Source organism: Micromonospora sp. DT201, from assembly GCF_049841575.1.
GTDB lineage: Bacteria > Actinomycetota > Actinomycetes > Mycobacteriales > Micromonosporaceae > Micromonospora.
The window spans coordinates 38,048-63,279 of sequence record NZ_JBNCKP010000029.1; the positions used below are offsets into that span (position 1 = coordinate 38,048).

A 25,232-nucleotide genomic window follows, 5' to 3' on the forward strand; every position below is an offset into this window, starting at 1 on the left:
CTGTTCTGCGACGACGGTGTCAGGTGCTCGGTCGGGGCGGGCGGCGTCAGCCGACCGCACCCTCCATCTGGAGCTCGATCAGGCGGTTGAGCTCCAGGGCGTACTCCATCGGGAGCTCCTTGGCGATCGGCTCGATGAAGCCGCGCACGATCATGGCCATCGCCTCGTCCTCGCTCAGGCCCCGGCTCATCAGGTAGAAGAGCTGGTCGTCACTGATCTTGGAAACGGTCGCCTCGTGCCCCATCGACACGTCGTCCTCGCGGATGTCGACGTACGGGTAGGTGTCCGAGCGGGAGATGGTGTCGACCAGCAGCGCGTCGCACTTGACCGTGCTGCGGCTGTGGTGCGAACCCTCCAGCACCTGCACCAGACCCCGGTACGAGGTGCGGCCGCCGCCCCGGGCGATCGACTTCGACACGATGGTCGAGGAGGTGTGCGGCGCGGCGTGCACCATCTTGGCGCCGGCATCCTGGTGCTGACCCTCGCCGGCCATCGCCACCGAGAGCACCTCACCCTTGGCGTGCTCACCGGTCATGTAGACCGCCGGGTACTTCATGGTCACCTTGGAGCCGATGTTGCCGTCGACCCACTCCATGGTCGCGCCCTCGTGGCAGACGGCGCGCTTGGTGACCAGGTTGTAGACGTTGTTCGACCAGTTCTGGATGGTCGTGTAGCGGCAGCGCGCGTTCTTCTTCACGATGATCTCCACGACCGCGCTGTGCAGCGAGTCGGAGGAGTAGAGCGGCGCGGTGCAGCCCTCGACGTAGTGCACGTACGCACCCTCGTCGACGATGATCAGCGTCCGCTCGAACTGGCCCATGTTCTCCGTGTTGATCCGGAAATAGGCCTGCAGCGGGATCTCCACGTGCACACCCTTCGGCACGTAGATGAACGAGCCACCGGACCACACGGAGGTGTTCAGTGCGGCGAACTTGTTGTCGCCCACCGGGATCACCGTGCCGAAGTACTCCTTGAAGACGTCCTCGTGCTCGCGCAGTGCCGTGTCGGTGTCCAGGAAGAGAACACCCTGCTCCTCAAGGTCCTCGCGGATCTTGTGGTAGACGACCTCGGACTCGTACTGCGCGGCGACGCCGGCGACCAGTCGCTGCTTCTCCGCCTCCGGGATGCCCAGCCGGTCGTAGGTGTTCTTGATGTCCTCGGGCAGGTCCTCCCAGCTGGTGGCCTGCTTCTCCGTCGACCGCACGAAATACTTGATGTTGTCGAAGTCGATCCCGCTGAGGTCCGCGCCCCAGGCCGGCATCGGCTTACGGCCGAACAGCCGCAGGCCCTTCAGCCGCAGGTCGAGCATCCACGCCGGTTCGTTCTTCTTGGCCGAGATGTCCCGCACCACCGCCTCGTTGATGCCGCGCTGGGCGACCGCCCCGGCGGCGTCCGGGTCGGACCAGCCGTACTCGTACCGACCCAGGGCGGCAAGCTGCTCTTCCTGGGTCTGGGGCTGGACGATCTGCTCGGTCATCTATCTGTCCTCACAGTGGTGACGGGATTACCGGATTGAGCACGCCCCGGCTGGGTCGGAATGTGCGTGGTGCACACCCCGTCGCCGTGCGCGATGGTGGCAAGGCGCTGCACGTGGGTGCCGACCAGACGGGAGATCACCGCGGTCTCGGCCTCGCACAGCTGGGGAAACTCGGCGGCCACATGCGCCACCGGGCAATGATGTTGGCAGAGCTGACCGCCAGAGGCGATCGTGGTCGCATTGGCAGCGTAGCCCTCGGCGGTGAGCGCTGCGGCGAGTGCCTCGGCTCGCGCGAGGGGGTCGTCGCCAGCGTCCTCCATGGCCGCGCGACAGCGCGACTCCAGGGCGGACACCTGCTCGGTGGCGAACGCCTCGACCGCGTCCGACCCGCCGCTGCGGGCGATCCACCGCAGCGCGGCGGTGGCCATGTTGTCGTAGTGATGGGTGCCACAGCGGACCCGGCCGGCCTCGGTCAGCATGAACACCTTGGCCGGGCGCCCCCGCCCGCGGCCGCTCTGCACGGTCTGCTCGCGGGCGTACACGTCACCATCAGCGAGCATCGCGTCCAGGTGCCGGCGGATCGCCGCCGGGCTGAGCCCGAGGGCCACGCCGAGCTGCGCGGCGGTGGTGGCCCCCCGCTCCAGCAGCAGCTGGGTGACCCGGTCGCGGGTGGAGATCTCGGCCGCCGTGGCGCCACCAGGTGCCGCCGACGTGGTCACGACCGGCGCAGACGCGGACGCACCGACGGCCGGGACAGCCGTCGGCTGGTGCCCGGAGAGCGCCGCCGCGTTTTTCACAACGCCAACGTTACGTAATTACCCGGAGGGTCGCAAACCCAGGCCCCGGTGATCCGAACCACCGGGCCGACGGAGTCGGACGAACCTCGATCACTACGGTGCGTAGGATTTGCGCCGTGAACCGAATCGTCCGTCCGGTCTCCGGCACCCTGCTGCGCCGTCTCGCGCTCGCCTCGATCATCGCGAACGTGGGCGTCGTCGTCACCGGCGGGGCCGTCCGCCTGACCGCCTCGGGCCTCGGTTGCCCCACCTGGCCCCGGTGCACCGACGATTCGTACGTCACCTCGTCCGAGTTGGGCGTGCACGGGGTGATCGAATTCGGCAACCGGATGCTGGGCTTCGCCGTGGGCCTGATCGCACTGGCCACCGTTCTGGCGGTGCTGACGCACCGGCCGCGCCGACCGGGGCTGCTGGCGCTGGCCGTCGCGGTCTTCCTCGGCATACCCGCGCAGGCGGTGATCGGTGGCATCACCGTGCTCACCAACCTCAACCCGTGGGTGGTCGGGCTGCACTTCCTCGCCTCGATGGCCGTGATCGCCGCCGCGTACGCCCTCTGGCAGCGCATCGGCGACCCCGACGGCCCGACCGTGGCCGTGGTGCCCACACCGCTGCGCGCGCTGGCCCGGATCACCACCGGCGTCGGCCTCGCGGTGCTGGTCTTCGGCACCTGGGTGACCGGCAGTGGCCCACACGCCGGTGACCACGGCGCGGCCCGCAACGGCCTGGACCCAGAGTCGATCTCGCAGGTGCACGCGGACGGGGTCTTCCTACTGATCGGCCTCTCGGTGGCGCTGATCTTCGCGTTCCGCGCCGTCGGTGCGCAGCGGGCCACCCGTGCCGCGATCGTCCTTGTCGCCGTGGAACTGGGCCAGGGCGTAATCGGCTTCGTGCAGTACTTCACCCATGTGCCGGCGCTCCTGGTCGGCGCGCACATGTTCGGCTCCTGCCTGGTGCTGCTGGCCACCCTCTCGGTGCAATGGTCGACCCGCGAGCGCCGCCCCGTCGCCCCGGCACCCGAGGCCACCCCGGCCGACGACGCCACCCCGGTCCCAGTCACCGTCTGACGTCACGCCACCCCGCCTCGCGCCTCGCGCCTCGCGCCTCGCGCCCCGCGCCCCGCGCCCCGCGCCCCGCGCCCCGCGCCCGGATCAAACACAACATCAGGGATGTTGCTGCCTCCGGCGCGCGGGAGGCAGCAACATCCCTGATGTTGTGCGGATCTTGCTCATGAGCGCTCCCCCCGGCTGGCCGAGGCGGAACTTCGAGCGCTAGCGCCCACCGAGATCGTGCTCGATGCTGGAAGTAGTGGTCACGAAGCGCTCGGAGGCCACTACAGCCAGGATTTTGCGCGATCTTGCGGACGACGCAATGTCGCGACCGCCCGCCCGACCGGCCGCCCAACCGCCTGCCTGCCTGCCCGGCCGCCCGCCCGACCGGCCGGCCTAGGATTCGAACAACTTCGGGGAACTTGCTGGGTCCTGACGGAATGAGGCACCAACTTCACCGAAGTTGCGCGGATCTTGGAGGCCGCGAGGGCGCGGCACGACGCCCGGGTCGGGTCAGGTACGGCGGGCCAGGTGGGTGGCGATCGCGGCAGCGAGACGGTCGGGGGCTCCGTCGGCGTACCCGATGAACAGCGACGGCTCGGTCAGCTCCAGCTCGACCAGCACCGGCTCGCCGTCCGGGCCGGGGATCAGGTCGACCCGGGCGTAGAGCAGCTGCCGTGTGCCGCCGGGCACCGCGGCGAGGGTTTTCTCGGCCACTGCCAGCTGTTCGGGTCGGGCGGTACGGGCGGTGATCTCCTCGGCCTTGTAGAGCCCGTCCGGGCCGAAGTCGGGCCCGGTCAGCATCGGGCCCTTGCGGATCGCGTGGCTGAAGGTGAGCCCGTCCGGGCCGGCGAGGAAGAGCAGTGCCGTCTCGCCCTCGGTGTCGACGGCGCGCAGGTACGGCTGGACCATGGTCACCCGGCCGGCGTCGGAGAGTCGGCGGACGTGGGCGGCGGCCAGGTCCCGGTGTTCCGGGTCGGCCAGGTCGTACCGGCCGGTGTCCTGACTGCCGGCGCTGACCGCGGGTTTGAGCACGTACTCGCCGGTCTCCGCGGGTGGCAGCCAACTCTCCCCCGGCTCGACCCACGACGTCGGTACGGTCGGCACCCCGGTGGCGCTCAGCTCGGCGAGGTAGCGCTTGTCGGTGTTCCAGCGAACCACGTCGGCCGGGTTGACCAGCGCCGCAACGGTTGCCGCCCAGGCGACGAACTCGTTGCGGCGCAGCGCGTAGTCCCAGGGTGAGCGGAGCACGACCAGGTCGTAGGAGGACCAGTCGATATCGGGGTCGTCCCAGACCGCGGTCTCGACCGCGATGCCACGTGCGGCGAGCGGGGCGAGGACGAGCCGGTCATCGGGGTCGAGATCGACCAGGTCGGCACAGGTGACGAGAGCGACCCGGGGTTTCCCCCGGGTCGACTGGTGGTGGGTGGTCAATTCAGCTACCTATTCAGCGGGCCATCGTGCGCCGGGCCATCGACCGCCAGAGGTCGTTGCTCGGGCGCATCTGGTCCATCAGTTCACGCTCCCAGGCGTTCTCGACGGCGACTCCCGCCTTGGCGCACGCCTCCCGTGCGGTGACGGTGTCGTCGGCGAACTGGTCGCCCCACTCACCGTCTGCGCCCACGAGGACGATTCGCGCGCCACGCTTGCCGACGTACTCGATGACCGCCTTCGCGCCGCCGTGTCCGGCGGCGAACGCCTTGAGGCCCGCAACCAGGCCGTGGGGCGTCTGCTCGCCGGCGGTCTGCTCGGCCGTCAGCGTCGTATCGGAACCATCTGCCATGACGCGAAGCCTAAGCAGACTTGCACCCTCCCGGGCGAGAACCATGAACCTTTTGTGATGCCAATTACCTAAGGGTTTAAGGATGACCACAGGTTTGCTGTCCGAATATATCCGGACTTCTCCGCCCAAAGCGCCCCGACAAACCAACGCTCAACTGTCGCAGGTTGAGCCGATCCGACTCATGCCGAAAGTTACTCTGATGTGACGTTAAACCCGGACAACTCATCCATGGCCGTAATTAGTCAGGTGATCATCGCCGGCGCCGTCGCCGCCGGGCGAAGCCCGCCGCACTGTCAACCGCGCGAAGCCCACCGCGCGAGGCCCACCGCGCGAGGCCCACCGCGCGAGGCCCACCGCGCGAAGCCCACCGCGCGCGGCGCCCACCAGGCGCAAGCCGCAGACCGGGAACGGGTCAGATCAGCGCGTCGAGCGCGACGGCCACGAACACGATCGTCAGGTACGTCGTCGACCAGTGGAACAGCCGCATCGGCTTGACCGCCTCGCCGCGCGTCGCGCGTCGGCAGAGTCGGTGCGCCTCCACCACGAAGATGGCACCCACCACCAGGGTCGGCACCCCGTAGATCGCGCTGAGCCCCAGCGGCCACACAGCCAGGGAGGTGAGCACGGTGAGCCACGCGAAGATCAGGATCTCGGCGTTCACCCGGCGGATGGAGGCCACCACCGGCAGCATCGGGATCCCGGCCCGGGCGTAGTCGTCCTTGTACTTCATGGCGAGGGGGTAGAAGTGCGGCATCTGCCAGAAGAAGACCACCGCGAAGAGCCCCCAGGCGGCTGGCGCCAGTGAGCCGGTCACCGCCGCCCACCCGATCAGCACCGGGGCCGCTCCGCAGGCGCCGCCCCAGAAGGTGTTCGTCGGGGTGGAGCGCTTGAGCCACAGGGTGTAGACGACGTCGTAGTAGACGATCGCGGCAAGGGTCAGCCCGGCGGCAAGCAGATTCGTGAACGCCGCCATCAGGACGATCGAGATCGCCGCCAGCACCAGACCGAAGACCAGGGCGTTGCGCGGCGACACGGTGTGCGCCGGCAGCGGTCGACGCTTGGTACGCCGCATCAACTGGTCGATGTCGCGGTCGATGTAGCAGTTGAGCACGCTGGCCGCGCCGGCGGCGAGCGAGCCACCGATCAGCACGATGGCCATCAGCCACAGCGACGGGAGTCCTCCGTCGGCGAGCATCATCGCCGGGATGGTGGTGACCAGCAGCAGTTCCACGATCCGCGGCTTGGTGAGCGCCACGTACGCCGAAATGACCGCGCGTACGTCCCGCCGGGCCACCGGACCCTCGGCAGCCCGTGCCGGGGGCTGCCCGGCCGGGTTGCTCGCGGGGCGCTCGGTGATCATGCTCACGGATTGCCACCTTCCGGCATCGGCACGGGGAGATCGGATCGGTCGGACCCGCTTGGGTCCGCACACCGACCCACACACTACGCGTCGTCGTTTTGGCTGCCCGGCCGACCCGACAACGGTGCGGGCCGTCACACCACCGGGGTTGAACCGGGCATTCGAATCGTCACGTAGCGCACACCATGCAGAGATCCCTGGGCGCGCGTTTAGGCACGCTCGATAAGGTCACCAATGAGGGTTCCGCCCATCTGCCGAGGAGCACAACCATCGTGGCTGCCAAACGACCCGAGCACTCCGCACTGAACTGGTCCGACCTCGATCGCCGGGCCGTCGATACCGTCCGCGTGCTGGCCATGGACGCCGTAGAGAAATCCGGCAACGGCCACCCGGGCACCGCGATGAGCCTCGCGCCCGCGGCGTATCTCCTTTTCAACCGCGTCATGCGGCACAACCCGGCCGACCCGAACTGGCCTGGCCGGGACCGGTTCGTACTCTCCGCCGGGCACTCCAGCCTGACTCTCTACATCCAGCTGTTCCTATCCGGCTACCCGCTGAGCCTGGACGACCTGAAGTCGCTGCGGCAGTGGGGTTCACAGACGCCGGGTCACCCCGAGCACGGGCACACCCCGGGCGTGGAGACGACCACCGGCCCGCTCGGGCAGGGCCTGGGCAACGCGGTCGGCATGGCCATGGCGGCCCGCCGCGAGCGCGGCCTGTTCGACCCAGAGGCCGAGCCGGGCGCGTCGGTCTTCGACCACGACATCTGGTGCATCGTCTCCGATGGCGACATCGAGGAGGGCATCAGCCACGAGGTCAGCGCCCTCGCCGGGCACCAGCAGCTGGGCAACCTCACGGTGATCTACGACGACAACGAGATCTCGATCGAGGACGACACCCGCATCGCCAAGAGCGAGGACGTGGCCGCCCGTTACGAGGCGTACGGCTGGCACGTGCAGACCGTCGACTGGCGCAGCGGGGACGCCGACCAGGGCGACTACCACGAGGACGTCGAGGCCCTGCACGGCGCGCTGCTGGCCGCCAAGGCGGAGACCGGGCGCCCCTCCTTCATCGCGCTGCGCACCATCATCGGCTGGCCCGCGCCCAACAAGAAGAACACCGGCAAGATCCACGGTTCGGCGCTCGGCGCCGACGAGGTGAAGGCCACCAAGCGGATCCTCGACTTCGACCCGGAGCAGACCTTCCAGGTCGACGAGGACGTGCTCGGCCACGCCCGCACGGTGATGGGCCGCGGCTCCGACGCGCAGCAGGCGTGGACCGCCTCGTTCGACGCCTGGAAGAAGGCCAACCCGGAGCGCACCGCGCTCTACGAGCGGATGACCGGCCGGGTGCTGCCGAACGGCTGGACCGACGCGCTGCCGGTCTTCCCCGCCGACGCCAAGGGTGTGGCCACCCGCGCCGCCTCCGGCAAGGTGCTGGAAGCTCTGGCACCGGTGCTGCCGGAGCTGTGGGGCGGTTCGGCCGACCTGGCCGAGAGCAACAACACCACCATGAAGGGCGAGCCGTCGTTCATCCCGGCCGCGCACGCCACCAAGGACTTCCCCGGTCACGAGTACGGCCGCACGCTGCACTTCGGCATCCGTGAGCACGGCATGGGCGCGATCCTCAACGGCATCGCGCTGCACGGCGGCACCCGCCCGTACGGCGGCACGTTCCTGGTGTTCAGCGACTACATGCGCCCGTCGGTCCGATTGGCCGCGCTGATGAAGCTGCCGGTCACCTACGTGTGGACGCACGACTCGATCGGCCTCGGCGAGGACGGCCCGACCCACCAGCCGGTGGAGCACCTGACGGCGCTGCGCGCCATTCCGGGCCTGGACGTGGTCCGTCCGGCGGATGCCAACGAGACCGCCTGGGCGTGGCGGCAGGCGCTGGAGCACACCGATCGTCCGACCGCCATGGCGTTGAGCCGTCAGGCGCTGCCGACCCTGGACCGCGACGTGCTGGGCAGCGCTGAGGGGGTCACCAAGGGCGGCTACGTGCTGGCCGAGGCGTCCAACGGCAAGCCGCAGGTGATCATCGTCGGCACCGGTTCCGAGGTGCAGCTCTGCCTGACCGCCCGGGAGCGGCTGGAGGCCAACGGCACCCCGACCCGGGTGGTGTCGATGCCCTGCCAGGAGTGGTTCTACGAGCAGGATGAGGCGTACCGGGAGTCAGTGCTGCCGCGTGGGGTAAAGGCACGGGTGAGCGTGGAAGCGGGTATCGCGATGTCCTGGCGCGGCGTCGTTGGCGACCTCGGCGAGAGCGTCAGCCTGGAGCACTACGGCGCGAGTGCCCCGTACACCGTGCTCCTGGAGCAGTTCGGGTTCACCCCCGACCGGATCGTTGCGGCGGCGCACGCCTCGCTGGCCCGGGTGGGCGACATCACCGGTTTCACGACCGGCAACTGAGGGAGCGTGGACGGCATGACCGACAAGCTGAATGAGCTGACCGCCGCAGGCGTGGCGGTCTGGCTCGACGATCTTTCCCGGGTCCGACTGAGTTCCGGCGGGCTGGACCAGCTCCGCCGCGAAAAGCACGTGGCCGGAGTCACCACCAACCCGACGATCTTCGCGAAGGCGCTGAGCGACGCCGACGAGTACAACTGGCAGTTGCGCGACCTCGCCATCCGCGGGGTGGAGGTCGAGGAGTCGGTGCGCATGCTCACCACGTACGACGTGCGGTGGGCCTGCGACGTGATGCGCCCGTCGTACGACGCGAGCGCCGGTATCGACGGTCGGGTCTCCATCGAGGTCGACCCCCGCCTGGCGCACAAGAGCGACCGGACGGTGGCCGAGGCCAAGGCGCTGTGGTGGCTCGTCGACCGCCCCAACCTCTACATCAAGATCCCGGCAACCGAGGCCGGTCTCCCGGCGATCACCGCGACCCTGGCCGAGGGGATCAGCGTCAACGTCACGCTGATCTTCGGTCTGGACCGCTACTCGGCCGTGATGGAGGCGTTCCTCGCCGGCCTGGAGCAGGCCAAGGCCAACGGCCACGACCTGTCCACCATCGGCTCGGTGGCGTCGTTCTTCATCTCCCGGGTCGACTCCGAGATCGACAAAAGGCTGGAGAAGGTCGGCTCCGAGCAGGCCAAGGCGCTCAAGGGCAAGGCAGCCATCGCCAACGCCCAGCTCGCGTACGAGCGCTACACGCAGGTCTTCTCCTCCGACCGCTGGCAGGCGCTCGCCGACGCGGGCGCGCACCCGCAGCGGCCGCTGTGGGCGTCCACCTCGACGAAGAACCCGGACTACCGCGACGTGATCTACGTCGAGGAGCTGATCGCCCCCGGCACGGTCAACACGATGCCGGAGTCGGTCATCCACGCGTACGCCGATCACGGTGAGACCCGTGGCGACACCATCACCGGCTCCTACGAGGCTGCTCGCAAGGTCTTCGCGGGCCTGGAGTCGGTCGGGGTCGACATGGACGACGCGATCGCCACCCTGGAGCGCGAGGGCGTGGAGAAGTTCGAGGCCAGCTGGCAGGAGCTGCTTGAGGGCGTCCGCAAGTCGCTGCAGGCGGCGGGTGCCGGCAAGGGCTCGCCGAACAAGGCCGCCAAGGGCAACGCCAAGGCCGCCGAGAAGACCGGTGGTGAGTCATGAGCGAGCAGATCAGCAAGCTCAGCGTCCGGGAGCCTCGTGCCGCCGCCGAGCGAAGCGAGGTCACGGCATGAGTGATCTTCTCGCTGGGCCGGTGGAGGCAGCCGCCGGGCTGGCCGTCTACGGCGCGGACGCGGTCGACAAGTCCGCGCCCGCCTCGGCCCGGGAGGCGCTGGTCAAGGCCGGCGTCCCGGGCAAGCTGGCGGGCAAGGACGCGAGCCTGTGGGGTCCGGACGCCGAAGCCGAGGCGAAGATCCGGCTCGGCTGGGTGGACACCCACCAGCGCAGCCGGGAGCTGCTGGTGCAGCTGGCCGAGCTGACCGCGGAGCTGGCCGATCTGGACCACGTGGTGCTCGCCGGCATGGGCGGCTCGTCATTGGCCCCCGAGGTGATCACCCGGACCCTGGGTCGTCCACTGACCGTGCTGGACACCACCGACCCGGGTCAGGTCCGTGCGGCGCTCGGTGACCGACTGGAGCGCACCGTGGTGGTGGTGGCCAGCAAGTCCGGGTCGACGGTGGAGACCGACAGCCACCGACGCGCCTACTGGCAGGCGTTCCTGGACGCCGGGATGACCGAGGCGGAGGCCGGTCGGCACTTCGTCATCGTCACCGACCCGGGCTCGCCACTGGAGACCACCGCAACCGAGATGGGCGCGTTCACCGTGCTCGCCGACCCGAACGTCGGCGGCCGGTACTCGGCGCTGACCGCGTTCGGCCTGGTGCCCTCGGCGTTGGCCGGGGTCGAGGTCGCGGAGTTGCTCGACCAGGCCGACGCGCTGGCCGCGTCGCTCGGCGGCGACCGGAACAATCCGGCGCTGGCGCTGGGCGCCGCCCTGGGTGCCGCGGCGACGCTGGCCCAGGACAAGGTCGCCCTGGTGTCCGACGGCACCGGCATCGAAGGCCTCGGCGACTGGGCTGAGCAGCTGATCGCCGAGTCGACCGGCAAGGCCGGGGTGGGCATCCTCCCGGTGGTCGTGGAGTCCCCGCAGAGCCCCGGCGCCACCGGTGCGGACGTGCTGACCGTCAGCTACGGCGGCGCGCTCGCTGCCGGTGACGTGCCGGGTGGCGGCGCCACCCCGGACGTGGCCGTCAACGGCCCGCTGGGCGCGCAGTTCCTGGCCTGGGAGTACGCCACCGCCGTGGCCGGCGTGGTGCTCGGCATCGACCCGTTCAACCAGCCGAACGTCACCGAGTCCAAGGAGAACACCAACAAGATCCTGGCCTCGGGTCTGCCGGCGGAGACGCCGTCGTTCACCGAGGGCGCGATCGAGGTGTACGCCCCGCAGGGCGCTCCCGGAGACCTGGCCGGGGTGCTGCGTTGGCTGCTCGACGGGCTGGGCGACGACGGCTACCTCGCGGTGATGGCGTACCTCGACCGGTTCGCCGACGCCGACGCGGCCCGGCTGCGGCCGCTGCTGGCCCAGGCGGGTGGACGGCCGGTGACCTTCGGCTGGGGGCCGCGGTTCCTGCATTCGACGGGCCAGTACCACAAGGGCGGCCCACAGGTGGGCAGCTACCTCCAGGTGACCGGCGCGGTCGCCGAGGACCTGGAGGTACCGGGCAAGCCGTACACCTTCGGTGAGTTGCAGGCGGCGCAGGCCGCCGGGGACCGGCAGGCCCTCGCCGGCCGCAAGCGGCCGGTGCTGCGGCTGCATCTGACCGACCGTGCCTCCGGCGTCGCCCAACTGCTCGACGCGGTGGGTGATCTGCGGGCGTGAGGATGGACGACGTGACTGAAGCGGAAGCGAGGGGGCACCGTGAGCGCGAGGAGTGAGCCGGGGTTGCGAGCCCCGCAGTCGCGAACCGAAGGTGACTCGGTGAATCCGCTACGCGACCCGCAGGACCGCCGGTTGCCCCGGATCCCGGAGCCCTGCGCTCTGGTGATCTTCGGGGTGACCGGCGACCTGGCCCGTAAGAAGCTGCTCCCCGCCGTCTACGACCTGGCGAACCGGGGGCTGCTGCCGCCCGGCTTCGTGGTGCTCGGTTTCGCGCGCCGCGACTGGGGTGACGGCGATTTCGAGACCCTTGCCTGCGAGGCGGCCCGCAAGCACGCCCGTACCCCCTGGCGGGACGAGGTGTGGGCACGCCTGGCCGGCAACATCAAGTTCGTTGGTGGGTCGTTCGACGACGACGCCGCGTTCGACCAGCTCGCCTCGACGCTGGACGACCTGCGGCAGACCCACGGCATCACGGGCAACGCGGCGTTCTACTTCTCCATCCCACCGGCCGCGTTCCCCGTCGTGCTCAAGCAACTGGCCCGCACCGGGATGGCCGACAACGAGAAGTCCGGCGGTTGGCGCCGGGTCGTGGTGGAGAAGCCGTTCGGTAACGACCTGCCCTCGGCGAAGGCGCTCAACGACCTCGTCGACGACGTGTTCACCCGGCAGGACGTCTTCCGGATCGACCACTACCTGGGCAAGGAGACGGTTCAGAACATCCTCGCCCTGCGGTTCGCCAACAACCTGTTCGAGCCGCTGTGGAACTCCAAGTACGTCGACTCGGTGCAGATCACCATGGCCGAGGATGTCGGCATCGGCACCCGCGCCGGCTTCTACGACACGGTCGGCACCGCCCGCGACGTCCTGCAGAACCACCTCCTGCAACTTCTCGCCCTGGTGGCGATGGAGGAGCCGACCAGCTTCGACGCCGACGAGATCCGGGCCGAGAAGCTGAAGGTGCTCAAGGCCATCACCCTGCCCAAGGACGTCGCCCGGGACACCGTACGCGGCCAGTACCTGCCCGGCTGGGTCGGTGGCGAACGCGCGGTCGGGTACCTGGAGGAGCGGGACGTGCCCAGCGACTCCACCACGGAGACGTACGTGGCGGTGCGGCTGGGCATCCAGAACCGCCGCTGGGCGGAGGTGCCGTTCTACATCCGGGCCGGCAAACGTCTGCCTCGGCGGGTCACCGAGGTCGCCATCATGTTCAAGAAGGCGCCGCACCTGCCGTTCAACGACGCCGACATGGAGTCGCTGGGCAACAACCAACTGGTCATCCGGGTGCAGCCGGACGAGGGCGTGGTGCTCAAGTTCGGTTCGAAGGTGCCGGGCACCACGATGGAGGTCCGCGACATCGCGATGGACTTCCAGTACGGCGAGGCGTTCACCGAGTCCAGTCCTGAGGCGTACGAGCGGCTGGTGCTGGACGTGCTGATCGGTGACCGCACCCTGTTCCCGGACGCGGCCGAGGTCGAGCAGAGCTGGCAGGTGATCGACCCGCTGGAGCACGCCTGGGCGGGCACCACGCCGGAGCCGTACCGGGCCGGAGAGTGGGGGCCGCGGGCCTCCGACGAGATGCTGGCCCGCGAGGGCCGCGCCTGGCGGCGCGCGTGAGCGAGCGCAGCGAGCTCACCATGACGCAGAGCAGGAGGCTCCAGTGATCGGGCTGTGGGACACCACCGGCAACGAGGTGGTCAAGGCGCTCGCCGCCGAGCGGCGCAGCGCCGGTGGGGTGGCCAGTGGCATGGCGCTCACCCTGATCGTGGTGGTCGACGAGAAGCGGGTCCGCGAGGCGGAGGCGGCGGCGACGATCGCCGCCGCCGCCCACCCGTGCCGGCTGGTGGTGGTGGTTCGCTCCGAGATCGAGCGGGACCGCAGCCGGCTGGACGCGGAGATCGTGGTCGGTGGCCGCCTCGGTCCGGGCGAGGCGGTGGTCACCCGGATGTACGGTCGGCTGGCCCTGCACGCCGAGTCGGTCGTGATGCCGCTACTCGTCCCCGACGTGCCGGTGGTCACCTGGTGGCACGGCGAGCCGCCGGCGGAGATCGCCACCGACTTCCTCGGGGTGGTCGCCGACCGGAGGATCACCGACTCCGCGCAGGCCGCCGACCCGGTGGAGGCGCTGCGGCAGCGTGCCCGCGACTACGCACCGGGCGACACGGACCTGGCGTGGACCCGGATCACCCCGTGGCGGACCCTGGTCGCCGGGGCGTTCGACACCGCCAGCGAGCGGGTTGTCGAGGCGACAGTGGTCGCGCCGCCCACCGACCCGACGGCGACGCTGATGGTCGGTTGGCTGTCCAGCCGACTCGGCATCACCCCGCACCGGGTGGACACCGACGAGTTCCCCCGGATGCGGGAGGTGCGGTTGAGCTGCGCCAACGGCGACCAGCTGACGCTGACCCGTGAGGACAGCATGGCGGTGTTCCGGCGGACGGGCCAGGACGACCGGGCCCTGCCGCTGGTCCGTCGACCCCTCGGTGACGAACTGGCCGAGGAACTGCGGCGCCTGGACGCCGACCAGGTGTACGCGGAGGCGCTGGGCGCGACGGCCGGGCTGCGTGGGCTGGAGCAGCGTTCCCCGCAGCGGGTGCACGTCTGGAAGGATCCGGCCACCGCGCAGCGCGCCGAGGCCGGGGTCGCCGCGCACACCGGCACGAGCGGCGAGGGCTGAGCCCAGCCGGAGCACGACCTCGGGGCAGGGCCGGGTTGATTCCAGGCCCTGCCCCCGCAACTCCGGGGCATCCGCCCCGCCACCTCGGCCACACCGGCCCGGGCCCGACGCGACAGCGACCGCACCGCGGTCTGAGAGACAAAGGCGCAACCCATGAGTGAGGCGAGTGTCGCCGTCCACGCCGACGCCGACCTGCTGGCGCAGGCCGTGGCGGCCCGGTTGCTGGTGAAGCTGCTCGATGCCCAGGCTGACCGGGGCGAGGCCTCGGTGGTGCTCACCGGTGGGCGGATCGCCGCGGCCGTGTACCGGGCGGTGGCGACGCTGCCGGCCCGCGACGCGGTCGACTGGTCCCGCGTCGACGTGTGGTGGGGTGACGAGCGGTTCCTGCCCGCCGGTGACCCGGAGCGCAACGAGACGCAGGCCCGAGCCGCCCTGCTGGACGTGGTGCCGCTGGACCCGGCCCGGGTGCACCCGATGCCGGCCTCGGACGGCCCGGCCGGCAACGACCCTGAGGCGGCGGCAGCCGCGTACGCCGAGGAGTTGGCGCGCGCCGCCCGGCCCGGGCATGCCACGCTGCCGCACTTCGACGTGCTGATGCTGGGCGTCGGCGAGGACGGGCACGTGGCCTCGGTCTTCCCCGAGCACCCGGTGCACTACGAGACCCGGCCGGTCAGTGCCGTGCGGGGCAGCCCCAAGCCGCCGCCGATGCGGACCACGCTCACCCTGCCGGCGATCAACACCGCCGAGGAGATCTGGTTGGTGGCCGGGGGCGCCGACAAGGCGCGCGCGGTAGGTATGGCGTTGGCCGGCGCGGGGCCGGTGCAGTTGCCTGCCGCAGGGGTGCACGGCGTCGGCCGTACCCGCTGGCTGTTGGACCGGGCGGCGGCAGCCGACGTTCCCGCCCGTCTCCGCAGCCTGCGCTGACGGCGGGGCTCGTCTACTCGCCTCGGCGGCGGCGTAGCGCGGCGAGGGCCTCGGCCAGCAATGCCTCGCCCTCCTCAGCGGTACGCCGCTCCTTCACGTACGCCAGGTGGCTCTTGTACGGTTCGGCGCGGACCCGGCCTGGCGGGTTCTGCGCGTCCCGGCCGGCGGGTAGGCCGCACCGGGGGCAGTCCCACAGGGCCGGCGCCTCGGCGTCCGCGGCGATCCGGATGTTGATCCGGTGGTCGTTGCGGCACCAGTAGGTGACGTCCTGTCGGGGGGCGGGTTGGTGCCGCTCGTCGGGGCGCATGGGTGCGGACCCGACTCGGGCGCCGCGGATGACATTGCCACTGGGCACGGCTGCTCGCTCCTGTCGTCGGAGGGGACCCGCCGTCTTTTCAGGGGTGGCCGGCGGGCGACGCGGTGCAGCGGAGAAAAGCCTGCGCGCGGCCCGTCGAGTGACGGACCGCGCGCAGATTGTACGACTTGACGAGCTAGCTCAGGAGCCGCTGTTCATCTGGAGGCGGAGCCAGAGCCCGAGCCCGACGATGGCGGCGAACCAGACGACGCTCACCAGAACGGTGTAGCGGTCCAGGTTTTTCTCCGCGACCGAGGAGCCGGCGAGGCTGGAGCTGACGCCACCGCCGAACATGCTCGACAAACCGCCACCCTTGCCACGGTGCAGCAAGATCAGCATGGTGAGCAGAATGCTCGTGATGACCAGCAACACGATCAACGTGTATGCGAACCAGATCGGCATGGCTGGGGTCAGTTCCTCTCGTAGCGATCCTCGCCCGGTCTGATCGGGCACGGCGGCACCGACCGGCGGACGGGCGGTGTCAAGGATACCGAGCGATCAGCGGGCGAGGTGCTCCGGGAACCGGCAGATCTGAGCGAATTCCTCAGCGTCCAGGCTGGCGCCCCCCACCAGGCCCCCGTCCACGTCCGGCTGGGCCATGATCGAGGCGATGTTGGACGCCTTGACCGAGCCGCCGTAGAGGACCCGGACCTGGTCGGCGGTGTCCTGGCCGAAGCGTTCCGCCAGTCGCTGACGGACCGCCCCGCAGACCTCCTGGGCATCCTCCGGCGTCGCGGTCTTGCCCGTGCCGATCGCCCAGACCGGCTCGTACGCGATCACGACCTGCCGCACCTGCTCGGAGGTGAGCCCGGCGAGGCCCCCGTCGAGCTGGTCGGCGCAGTGCGCCACGTGGGTGCCCTGCTCGCGCACGTCCAAGCCCTCGCCCACGCAGAGGATCGGCGTCAGGCCGTGCGTCAGCGCCGCCTTCACCTTGGCGTTGACCAGGGCGTCGTCCTCGTGGTGGTAGGCCCGCCGCTCGGAGTGCCCGACCACCACGTAGGTGCAGCCGAGCTTGGCCAGCAGCGGACCGGAGATCTCCCCGGTGTACGCGCCAGACGCGTGCGCGGAGAGGTCCTGCCCGCCGTAGCCGATGAGCAGCTTGTCCCCGTCCACAGCGGTCTGCACGGTGCGCAGGTCGGTGAAGGGCGGCAGCACGACCGTCTCGACGTCGGTGAGCTGCTTCTCGGTGAGGCTCGCCGCCAGCTTCTGCACCAGCAGGTTGGCCTCGAGGTGGTTGAGGTTCATCTTCCAGTTGCCGGCCATCAACGGCCGACGGGTGGTGCTCGCCATTCAGTTCTCCAGGGCTGCGATGCCGGGGAGGGCCTTGCCCTCGAGGTATTCCAGGGAGGCGCCACCGCCGGTGGAGATGTGCCCGAAGGACGACTCGTCCAGCCCGAGGGCACGGACCGCCGCCGCCGAGTCGCCGCCACCGACGACGCTGAACGCGTCGGCCTTGGTGATGGCCTCGGCGATTCCCCGGGTGCCAGCCGCGAAGGCCGGCATCTCGAACACGCCCATTGGGCCGTTCCAGAAGATCGTCTTCGCCTGGGACAGTGCGGCGGTGAAGCCGGCCACCGTCTCCGGGCCGACGTCCAGGCCGAGCCGGTGGCTCGGGATGCCGTCGACGCGGACCGTGTCGTGCGCGGCATCCGGGGCGAACGCGTCCGCGACCACCACGTCGACCGGGAGCAGGATCTTGCCGCCGGACCGCTCCAGCAGGTTGCGGCAGGTCTCGACCATGTCCTTCTCCAGCAGCGAGGTGCCCACCTCCAGGCCCTGAGCCTTGAGGAAGGTGAAGCACATCCCGCCACCGATGAGCAGCCGATCGACCGTGGGCAGCAGCGCCTCGATCACGGCAAGCTTGTCGGACACCTTCGACCCACCGAGCACCACCACGTACGGCCGCTCCGGCTCACCGGTGAGCTTCGAGAGCACCTCGACCTCACGCAGCACCAGTCGGCCCGCGACGTGCGGCAGCCGGGCCGGCACGTCGAAGACGCTGGCGTGCTTGCGGTGCACGGCACCGAACGCGTCGTCCACGTACGCGTCGCCGAACGCGGCGAGCTGGTCGGCGAAGGCACCCCGCTCGGCCTCGTCCTTGCTGGTCTCACCCGCGTTGAAGCGCAGGTTCTCCAGCAGGGCGACCTGGCCGTCGGCCAGGTCCGCGACTGTGGAACGGGCGGAATCCCCGACGGTGTCGGTGGCGAAGTGCACCGGCGCACCGAGCAGCTCACCGAGCCGCCCGGCGACCGGACGGAGGCTGAACTGCGGATCCGGTGCACCCTTCGGGCGGCCCAGGTGCGAACAGACGACAACCTTCGCGCCAGCCTCGACAAGCGCGCCGAGGGTCGGCAGCACCGCGCGGATGCGGCCGTCGTCGCTGATGGCACCGGTCTGCTTGTCGAGCGGGACGTTCAGGTCGGCGCGCACCAGCACGCGCCGACCCGACACCCCCTCGGCGAGCAGGTCGTCGAGGGTCCGGATGCTCACAGCGAGCTACCGACCAGCTTGACGAGGTCGACGAGACGGTTGGAGTAGCCCCACTCGTTGTCGTACCAGCCGACGACCTTGACCTGGTTGCCAACGACCTTGGTCAGCGGCGCGTCGAAGATGCACGACGCCGGGTCCGTGACGATGTCGGTGGAGACGATCGGGTCCTCGTTGTAGACCAGGATGCCCTTGAGCGGGCCGTCCGCAGCGGCCTTCAGCGCGGCGTTGACCTCGTCCACGGTGGTCTCACGACCCACGTTGACGGTGAGGTCGGTGACCGAGCCGGTCGGGATCGGCACCCGCAGGGCGTACCCGTCGAGCTTGCCCTTGAGGTCCGGCAGGACCAGACCGATCGCCTTGGCGGCACCGGTGGAGGTCGGGACGATGTTCAGCGCGGCGGCCCGGGCACGACGCAGATCCGAGTGCGGCGCGTCCTGGAGGTTCTGGTCCTGGGTGTACGCGTGGATCGTCGTCATCAGACCGTGCTGGATGCCGAACGTGTCGTGCAGGACCTTCGCCATCGGGGCGAGGCAGTTGGTGGTGCACGAAGCGTTGGAGATGATGGTGTGCTTCGCCGGGTCGTAGGTGTCGTGGTTGACACCCATGACGACGGTGACGTCCTCGTTCTTCGCCGGGGCGGAGATGATGACCTTCTTGGCCCCGCCGTCGACGTGCGCCTTCGCCTTGGTGGCGTCGGTGAAGAAGCCGGTCGACTCGATGACGACGTCGGCGCCGACCTCGCCCCACGGCAGCTTCGACGGGTCCTTCTCGGCGTACGCCTTGATGGTCTTGCCACCGACGGTGATCTCGTCGGCGGTGGCCTTGACCTCGTACGGCAGGCGACCCAGGATGCTGTCGTACTTGAGCAGGTGGGCGAGCGTGGCGTTGTCGGTCAGGTCGTTCACCGCCACGACCTCGATGTCGGCGTCAGACGCCAGCACTGCCCGGAAGAAGTTACGGCCAATTCGGCCAAAGCCGTTGATGCCAACCCGGATGGTCACAGGTCCCATCTCCTCGCGTTCTGGTCCGCCGGCTTCAGACAACGGGCCGGCGGGAATGGTGTGCGCCGACCGTTGGATCCGGCCGTCGACGGTTCATCTCGGCCACCCCGCCGCGCGGTCTGAGGACCTGACCGCCCGAGGCGGTGGGCACGACGAGAAGTGCCGGTGTCGGCCCCCTTGCCGTACTCAGCGACCATATCCGAGCGCGCGAGACCACGCCGCGCCGGGTCGTGCTCCCGGGCGCACCGTGCGGTCCCACCGTCCTATCAGACCACGAGCATGTCGGGCGTGACGGCTGCTTCGGTATCCGGGATGCCGAGGTCGCGGGCCCGCTTGTCGGCCAGCGCCAGCAGCCGGCGGATCCGCCCGGCGATGGCGTCCTTGGTCAACGGCGGTTCGGCCAGCGCGCCCAACTCCTCCAGCGACGCCTGCCGGTGCTCCAGGCGCAGCCGCCCGGCGTCGGTCAGGTGGTTGGGCGCCTCCTCGGCGAGGATCTCCAGGGCGCGGGTGACCCGAGCGGCGGCGGCGACCGCGGCGCGCGCCGAGCGGCGCAGGTTGGCATCGTCGAAGTTGGCGAGCCGGTTGGCGGTGGCCCGCACCTCGCGGCGCACCCGGCGTTCCTCCCAGGCCAGCACGCTGGAGTGCGCGCCGATGCGGGTGAGCAGCGCGGCGATCGCGTCGCCGTCCTTGACCACCACCCGGTCCACGCCGCGCACCTCGCGGTTCTTGGCGGTGATGCCGATGCGGCGGGCCGCACCGACCAGCGCCAACGCCGACTCGGGCCCCGGGCAGGTGATCTCCAGGGCGCTGGAGCGGCCGGGCTCGGTGAGCGAACCGTGCGCCATGAACGCGCCCCGCCACGCGGAGACCGCGCAGCAGACGTTCGCCGCCACCACATGCGGGGGCAGCCCCCGCACCGGGCGACCCCGCACGTCGAGCAGGCCGGTCTGCCGGGCGAGTGCCTCGCCGTCCTTCACGACCCGCACGATGAAGTGGCTGCCCTTGCGCAGCCCACCGGAGGCCAGCACATGGATCTCGCTGGGATACCCGTAGACCTCGGCGACCTCCCGGCGCAGCCGCCGGGCCACCGCCCCGGTGTCCAACTCCGCCTCCACCACCACGCGGCCGGAGACGATGTGCAGCCCGCCGGCGAAGCGCAGCAGCGCCGCCATCTCCGCCCGCCGACAGCAGGGCTTGGGCACGTCGACCCGACTCAGCTCGTCCTTGACCGCGGCCGTCATCGCCATTGTGCGTCCCCTCACGGACCGGTTCCGGCGTGTCGCCGGAGATTACGTACGTGTCTAACGATCGGCGCGCAGGACAGGCACCAGCGCGGCGCCCAGGGCAGCCGGATCATGTCGGGGAGTGCCGTCGCTGACGGCGACGGGGGCGAGGACCAGGCGGGCACCCAGCGATTCTGCCGCACGTTCGACCGGTTCGGGGTCACCCACCGCCTTGGCATCGGCGAGCACGAGATCCACCTTCAGCTCGGGCAGGTACTGGTGCAGGGCCGCGAGATGGTCGGCGACGGAAAGCCCGAGGGTTTCCTTCTCCGCGGCGAGGTTCAGCGTGACCAGCCGTCGAGCCGAGGTCGACACGATCGCGTCGGCCAACTGTGGCACCAACAGGTGCGGAAGCACGCTCGTGTACCAACTGCCCGGCCCGAAGATCAACCAGTCCGCCGCCATGATCGCCTCGATGGCCTCGGCGCAGGCCGCCGGGGCGGCGGGGGTGAGACGCAGCGACTCGACCCGCCCGGTGGTGACGGCCACCTGGTGCTGGCCGCGCACAGTCTGCACCTCGTCGGGGGCGGCCGGGTCGGCACCGCGTACCCGCGCCTCGATGCCGACCGGCTGGCGGGACATCGGCAACACCCGGCCGACCGTGCCGAGCATCGCGCCGGCGTGTTCCAGCGCAGCCACCGGGTCCCCGAGCAACTCCATCAGACCGCAGAGCACCAGGTTGCCCACCGCGTGCCCGGCCAGCCCGTCCGCGCCGGTCGACGCCCCGTCGGTGCCGCGCCGGGCCGCGCCGTCCCGGTCCGGGTCGCCGCCCACCGCCGGGCCCGGATCGGTCGTTCCAGATCCGGGTACGCCCACCGGTACGGCCGCGAAGCGGTGCTGGAACAGCCCGGCGCTGCGCCGGGTGGCCGGGTGGTCCCCCGCCAGCGCCACCAGAGCCTGCCGCAGATCACCCGGAGGCAGCCCACCTCGCTCGGCGCGCAGGCGGCCACTGGAGCCGCCGTCGTCACCGACGGTGACCACCGCGGTGATATCGAAGTCGAGTTCGGGTGCGCAGTGGCGCAGCGCTCGCAGCGAGGCGGAGAGGCCGTGCCCACCGCCGAACGCCACCACCCGGCGGGCCGTCATTCGCGCCCCAGATCGCGGTGCTGGGCGTTGGCCGCCAGCCCCGAGTGGCGCAGCCGGCTGGCCAACTCCTCGGCGATGGCCACGCTGCGGTGCTTGCCGCCAGTGCAGCCCACGGCAACCGTCAGGTACCGCTTGCCCTCCCGCTCGAAGCCGGCAGTGGTGGCGTTGACCAGGTCGGCGTACGAGGCGACGAAGGCGTCCGCGCCCTCCTGACCCAGCACGTACGCGCTGACCGCCTCCTCCCGCCCAGTGTGCTCGCGCAACTCCGGCACCCAGTACGGGTTGGGCAGGAACCGGGCGTCCAGCACGAAGTCCGCGTCCGGCGGCAGGCCGTACTTGAAGCCGAACGACAACACGGTGACCCGCAGCCGGCGGGCGTCCTCCCCGCCGAACAACTCCTCGATGCGCCGACGGAGTTGGTTGACGTTGAGATGGCTGGTGTCGACGATGACGTCGGCCAGGTCGCGCGCCTCCTCCAGCAACCCGCGCTCCACGGCGATCCCGTCGGCCAGCCGCCCGTCGCCCTGCAACGGGTGCGAACGGCGAACGCTCTCGAACCGCCGGATCAGCACCTCGTCGTCCGCGTCGACGAAGACCACCCGGGGCGAGAACCCGCGCTCCTTGAGCTCCCGGATCGCCCCGGCCAGGTCGGTGGAGAAGGCCCGCGACCGCACGTCCAGCACCATCGCCGTACGCCGAGCGGCGCCGCCCGCCTTGAACGCCAACTCGGCCATGTCCAGCATCAGTGCCTGCGGCAGGTTGTCGACCACGTAGTAGCCGACGTTCTCCAACGCCCGGGCAACCGTGCTGCGCCCACCCCCGGAGACGCCGGTGACCACCACGAGGGTGGTTTCCGACTCGGCCGCCAGCTGCCCGTCAACGGCGTTCGGATCATCGATCCGTCCGCCGGCTGTGCGCGCCTCGCTCACCCGTACCCCCAAGCTGTGGCGCCGTGGCCGCCCTCGGCCGCGATTGGTCAATCAGCGACTCTATCCCGCCGCCCAGCCGACGGCCGGCACCCGTCGCGGCTCTTCCCTCGACCAGCCGCCGCGGGTCGCCCTCCCGACAGTCGCCGCCCTTGATGACGATCAGTAATTATCAATAAGCTCTTCGTGATCGTCGCAGGTCAGACCGACACTGGGAGGGTGCGATGCACGACCTTGCGGACAAGAACAAATACATCGGCTTCCTGTTCATGCGGATCAACCCGGAATACTTCGCCCTCGGCCGGGAGGGCATCCACGAGGTCTCCGCCGAGCACGCACGGGACCTGGGCCGCTTCGCCAAGCAGCTCACCCACGTCGTGACGACCGGGGTGAACGGCAAGTACGACCAGGTCACCATGGTCGAGGCCGACACCCTGGAGGAGATCAACGCAGCGGCCACCGCCTTCCGAATGGGCAACAAGGCCCGCTACATCGAGATCGTCGACATCGTGGTCGGAATGAAGGCCCCGCCGCGCGGCCTCGCCAACCGGTCCAGCCAGCCCAGCTGACCAGGTCGCCCGGCGCGCCCGCCACGCGGGTGCGCCGGGCGCTGTCGGGTCGGGTACGCCCGGCGCTGTCGGGCCCGCCACTCGGGTGCGCCGGGCGGGGGCTGTCGGGGTCGGCTCGTAGACTCCGCGAATGGCTTCTCCCACCGACCTGCGCACCGAGGACGCTCTGCCGGTGCTGCGCCGGGTGTTCGGCTACGACGCCTTCCGCGGTTTCCAGCAGGACGTGATCGACCATGTGGTCGCCGGCGGCGACGCGCTGGTGTTGATGCCCACCGGTGGCGGCAAGTCGTTGTGCTACCAGATCCCGGCCCTGGTCCGCGACGGGGTCGCGGTCGTCGTGTCCCCGCTGATCGCGCTCATGCAGGACCAGGTGGACGCGCTCACCGCGGTCGGCGTGCGTGCCGGGTTCCTCAACTCGACCCAGACCCTGGACGCCCGACGCCGAGTCGAGGCCGCCTTCGTCGCCGGCGAGCTGGACCTGCTCTACCTCGCCCCAGAGGCACTCGGCGTCCGGTCCACCCTCGCCCTACTGGACCGGGGGCGCATCTCGCTGTTCGCCATCGACGAGGCGCACTGCGTGTCCCAGTGGGGGCACGACTTCCGACCCGACTACCTGGCGCTGTCGATGCTGCACGAGCGGTGGCCCCAGGTGCCCCGGATCGCGCTCACCGCCACCGCGACCAGCGCCACCCGCACCGAGATCGCCACCCGACTGAAGCTCGACGACGCGCGCCACTTCGTGGCCAGCTTCGACCGGCCCAACATCCAGTACCGCATCGTGCCCAAGCGGGAGCCCCGCAAGCAACTGCTGGCCCTGCTGCGCGACGAGCACCCCGGCGACGCCGGGATCGTCTACTGCCTGTCCCGGGCCTCGGTCGACAAGACGGCGGAGTTCCTCACCGCCAACGGAGTCGCCGCCCTGCCGTACCACGCCGGGCTGGACGCGGCGACCCGCGCCGCCAACCAGCAGCGCTTCCTGCGCGAGGACGGCCTGGTAATGGTGGCCACCATCGCCTTCGGCATGGGCATCGACAAACCAGACGTCCGATTCGTCGCCCACCTCGACCTGCCCAAATCCGTCGAGGGCTACTACCAGGAAACCGGCCGCGCCGGCCGGGACGGCCTGCCGTCCACCGCCTGGCTGGCGTACGGGCTGCAGGACGTGGTCCAGCAACGCAAAATGATCGAGACGTCCGACGGCGATCTCGCGCACCGCCGCAACCTCGCCGCACACCTGGACGCGATGCTCGCCCTCTGCGAGACGGTGCGCTGCCGACGGGTCCAGATGCTCGAATACTTCGGCGAGACGACGGCGTCCGCCTGCGGCAACTGCGACACCTGCCTCACCCCGCCGGAGTCCTGGGACGGCACGGTCGCCGCCCAGAAGCTGCTCTCCGCCATCTTCCGTCTCGACCGCGAACGCAACCAGCGGTTCGGCGCCGGGCACTGCATCGACATCCTGCTCGGCAAACAGACCGACAAGATCAGCCAGTACGGTCACGACTCACTGACCGTCTTCGGCATCGGCTCCGAGCTGAGTGAGGCGGAGTGGCGGGGCGTGGTCCGGCAACTGCTCGCCGAGGGTCTACTCGCCGTGGAGGGCGACTACGGCACGCTCGCCCTGACCGAGGCAAGCGCGGACGTCCTGGGTCGCCGCCGCACGGTGACGATGCGCCGCGAACCAGAAAAGCCAGCATCGAGCCGCTCGTCGAAGCCGCGCGGCTCAGCCACCGTGGTGGCCGAGCTGACGCCTGCCGCCACGACGCTGTTCGAGCGGCTGCGCGGTTGGCGGGCAGCCACCGCCAAAGAGCAGGGCGTCCCCGCGTACGTGATCTTCCACGACGCGACGCTGCGGCAGATCGCCAGTGACGCGCCGGGCACGCTGGCCGACCTCTCCCGCGTCAGCGGGGTCGGCGAGAACAAACTCGCCAAGTACGGCGAGCAGATCCTCACCGTCCTCGCTACCGACTGAGGACATGCCGAAGGGCCGGTCCCCGGGTTGGGGTCCGGCCCTTCGGTGTGGTGCGGGTCAGTCGTGTGCTGGTGCTGGTCAGCTGGTGGCGTAGCCGCGGGTGGCGATCCAGTCGGCGAGGTGTTCGGTGGTGATGTCGTAGGAGGCGGTGTTGGGGTCGGCGGAGT

At 70.5% G+C, this 25,232-nt stretch carries 22 protein-coding genes and 1 pseudogene; 9 read left to right on the forward strand and 14 right to left on the reverse strand.

The features are described 5' to 3' along the window. Window positions 1-46 precede the first annotated feature (46 nt). Complete coding sequence (gene sufB / locus ACLQ28_RS31240; protein WP_425689852.1) at window positions 47-1,477, reverse strand: Fe-S cluster assembly protein SufB; 1,431 nt, start codon at window positions 1,475-1,477, stop codon at window positions 47-49. After that, window positions 1,474-2,274, reverse strand: a complete 801-nt coding sequence (locus tag ACLQ28_RS31245) for a helix-turn-helix transcriptional regulator (protein ID WP_425689853.1) — start codon at window positions 2,272-2,274, stop codon at window positions 1,474-1,476. Before ACLQ28_RS31245 ends, sufB begins: the two co-directional genes overlap by 4 nt. A gap of 98 nt (window positions 2,275-2,372) precedes the next feature. On the opposite strand from ACLQ28_RS31245, the gene ACLQ28_RS31250 reads away from it, so the two are divergent. Next, window positions 2,373-3,338 carry a COX15/CtaA family protein gene (locus ACLQ28_RS31250; RefSeq protein WP_425689854.1) on the forward strand — a complete coding sequence of 322 codons (966 nt, stop codon included), beginning with the start codon at window positions 2,373-2,375 and terminating at the stop codon, window positions 3,336-3,338. A 495-nt stretch (window positions 3,339-3,833) separates the two neighbouring features. Here ACLQ28_RS31250 and ACLQ28_RS31255 read toward each other — a convergent pair whose 3' ends face one another. The 3 genes from ACLQ28_RS31255 to ACLQ28_RS31265 all read right to left on the reverse strand — a co-directional run bounded on the left by ACLQ28_RS31255 (window position 3,834) and on the right by ACLQ28_RS31265 (window position 6,469). After that, window positions 3,834-4,754 carry an ATP-grasp domain-containing protein gene (locus ACLQ28_RS31255; protein WP_425689855.1) on the reverse strand — a complete coding sequence of 307 codons (921 nt, stop codon included), beginning with the start codon at window positions 4,752-4,754 and terminating at the stop codon, window positions 3,834-3,836. Window positions 4,755-4,767: 13 nt separating this feature from the next. Beyond that, entirely contained in the window at window positions 4,768-5,103 is a 336-nt protein-coding gene (locus ACLQ28_RS31260; protein WP_425689856.1) for a hypothetical protein, read from the reverse strand. A gap of 412 nt (window positions 5,104-5,515) precedes the next feature. Continuing rightward, window positions 5,516-6,469 (reverse strand): heme o synthase, encoded by a 954-nt coding sequence (locus ACLQ28_RS31265; protein WP_425689857.1) that lies wholly within the window; start codon window positions 6,467-6,469, stop codon window positions 5,516-5,518. Between the two features lie 266 nt (window positions 6,470-6,735). Between ACLQ28_RS31265 and tkt the strand changes: the two genes are divergently transcribed. From tkt to pgl, 6 genes are all read left to right on the forward strand, one after another. Beyond that, window positions 6,736-8,874, forward strand: a complete 2,139-nt coding sequence (gene tkt / locus ACLQ28_RS31270; RefSeq protein ID WP_425689858.1) for a transketolase — start codon at window positions 6,736-6,738, stop codon at window positions 8,872-8,874. A 15-nt stretch (window positions 8,875-8,889) separates the two neighbouring features. Continuing rightward, entirely contained in the window at window positions 8,890-10,068 is a 1,179-nt protein-coding gene (gene tal, locus ACLQ28_RS31275) for a transaldolase (protein WP_425689859.1), read from the forward strand. A gap of 67 nt (window positions 10,069-10,135) precedes the next feature. Further along, a complete protein-coding gene (locus ACLQ28_RS31280; protein ID WP_425689860.1) occupies window positions 10,136-11,785 on the forward strand; it encodes a glucose-6-phosphate isomerase in 1,650 nt (549 codons plus the stop codon). Between the two features lie 99 nt (window positions 11,786-11,884). Beyond that, window positions 11,885-13,399, forward strand: coding sequence for a glucose-6-phosphate dehydrogenase (gene zwf / locus ACLQ28_RS31285; RefSeq protein WP_357310918.1), 1,515 nt, complete (start codon window positions 11,885-11,887; stop codon window positions 13,397-13,399). A 43-nt stretch (window positions 13,400-13,442) separates the two neighbouring features. Then, complete coding sequence (locus ACLQ28_RS31290) at window positions 13,443-14,459, forward strand: glucose-6-phosphate dehydrogenase assembly protein OpcA (protein WP_425689861.1); 1,017 nt, start codon at window positions 13,443-13,445, stop codon at window positions 14,457-14,459. A 153-nt stretch (window positions 14,460-14,612) separates the two neighbouring features. Then, window positions 14,613-15,383, forward strand: coding sequence for a 6-phosphogluconolactonase (gene pgl / locus ACLQ28_RS31295; protein WP_425689862.1), 771 nt, complete (start codon window positions 14,613-14,615; stop codon window positions 15,381-15,383). A 13-nt stretch (window positions 15,384-15,396) separates the two neighbouring features. Here pgl and ACLQ28_RS31300 read toward each other — a convergent pair whose 3' ends face one another. From ACLQ28_RS31300 to rapZ, 8 genes are all read right to left on the reverse strand, one after another. Beyond that, window positions 15,397-15,738 carry an RNA polymerase-binding protein RbpA gene (locus ACLQ28_RS31300; RefSeq protein ID WP_425689863.1) on the reverse strand — a complete coding sequence of 114 codons (342 nt, stop codon included), beginning with the start codon at window positions 15,736-15,738 and terminating at the stop codon, window positions 15,397-15,399. Window positions 15,739-15,879: 141 nt separating this feature from the next. Continuing rightward, window positions 15,880-16,140, reverse strand: a complete 261-nt coding sequence (gene secG / locus ACLQ28_RS31305; protein WP_110563949.1) for a preprotein translocase subunit SecG — start codon at window positions 16,138-16,140, stop codon at window positions 15,880-15,882. Between the two features lie 96 nt (window positions 16,141-16,236). Beyond that, window positions 16,237-17,028, reverse strand: coding sequence for a triose-phosphate isomerase (tpiA, locus tag ACLQ28_RS31310; protein WP_425689864.1), 792 nt, complete (start codon window positions 17,026-17,028; stop codon window positions 16,237-16,239). Beyond that, the gene (locus ACLQ28_RS31315; RefSeq protein ID WP_425689865.1) at window positions 17,029-18,228 is read right to left on the reverse strand and encodes a phosphoglycerate kinase; all 1,200 of its coding nucleotides are present in this window, start codon (window positions 18,226-18,228) and stop codon (window positions 17,029-17,031) included. It lies immediately after the preceding gene. After that, window positions 18,225-19,229: a type I glyceraldehyde-3-phosphate dehydrogenase gene (gene gap, locus ACLQ28_RS31320; protein WP_124853956.1), complete on the reverse strand. Its 1,005-nt coding sequence runs from the start codon at window positions 19,227-19,229 to the stop codon at window positions 18,225-18,227. The genes ACLQ28_RS31315 and gap overlap by 4 nt, the downstream gene beginning before the upstream one ends. A gap of 266 nt (window positions 19,230-19,495) precedes the next feature. Further along, window positions 19,496-20,476, reverse strand: a complete 981-nt coding sequence (gene whiA, locus ACLQ28_RS31325) for a DNA-binding protein WhiA (RefSeq protein WP_387204572.1) — start codon at window positions 20,474-20,476, stop codon at window positions 19,496-19,498. Window positions 20,477-20,530: 54 nt separating this feature from the next. Next, window positions 20,531-21,598 (reverse strand): gluconeogenesis factor YvcK family protein, encoded by a 1,068-nt coding sequence (locus ACLQ28_RS31330; RefSeq protein WP_425689866.1) that lies wholly within the window; start codon window positions 21,596-21,598, stop codon window positions 20,531-20,533. After that, the gene (gene rapZ / locus ACLQ28_RS31335) at window positions 21,595-22,527 is read right to left on the reverse strand and encodes an RNase adapter RapZ (RefSeq protein WP_425689867.1); all 933 of its coding nucleotides are present in this window, start codon (window positions 22,525-22,527) and stop codon (window positions 21,595-21,597) included. The genes ACLQ28_RS31330 and rapZ overlap by 4 nt, the downstream gene beginning before the upstream one ends. A 221-nt stretch (window positions 22,528-22,748) precedes the next feature. Here rapZ and ACLQ28_RS31340 point away from each other — a divergent pair, with 221 nt between their 5' ends. Together ACLQ28_RS31340 and recQ are read left to right on the forward strand one after the other, a co-directional pair. Beyond that, on the forward strand, window positions 22,749-23,093 hold the full coding sequence (locus ACLQ28_RS31340) for a hypothetical protein (protein ID WP_110563954.1): 345 nt from the start codon (window positions 22,749-22,751) through the stop codon (window positions 23,091-23,093). Between the two features lie 130 nt (window positions 23,094-23,223). Further along, on the forward strand, window positions 23,224-25,065 hold the full coding sequence (gene recQ / locus ACLQ28_RS31345; protein WP_425689868.1) for a DNA helicase RecQ: 1,842 nt from the start codon (window positions 23,224-23,226) through the stop codon (window positions 25,063-25,065). A gap of 78 nt (window positions 25,066-25,143) precedes the next feature. Here the strand turns inward: recQ and ACLQ28_RS31350 are convergent. Next, window positions 25,144-25,232: pseudogene (locus ACLQ28_RS31350) on the reverse strand (C39 family peptidase); the annotation flags it as partial.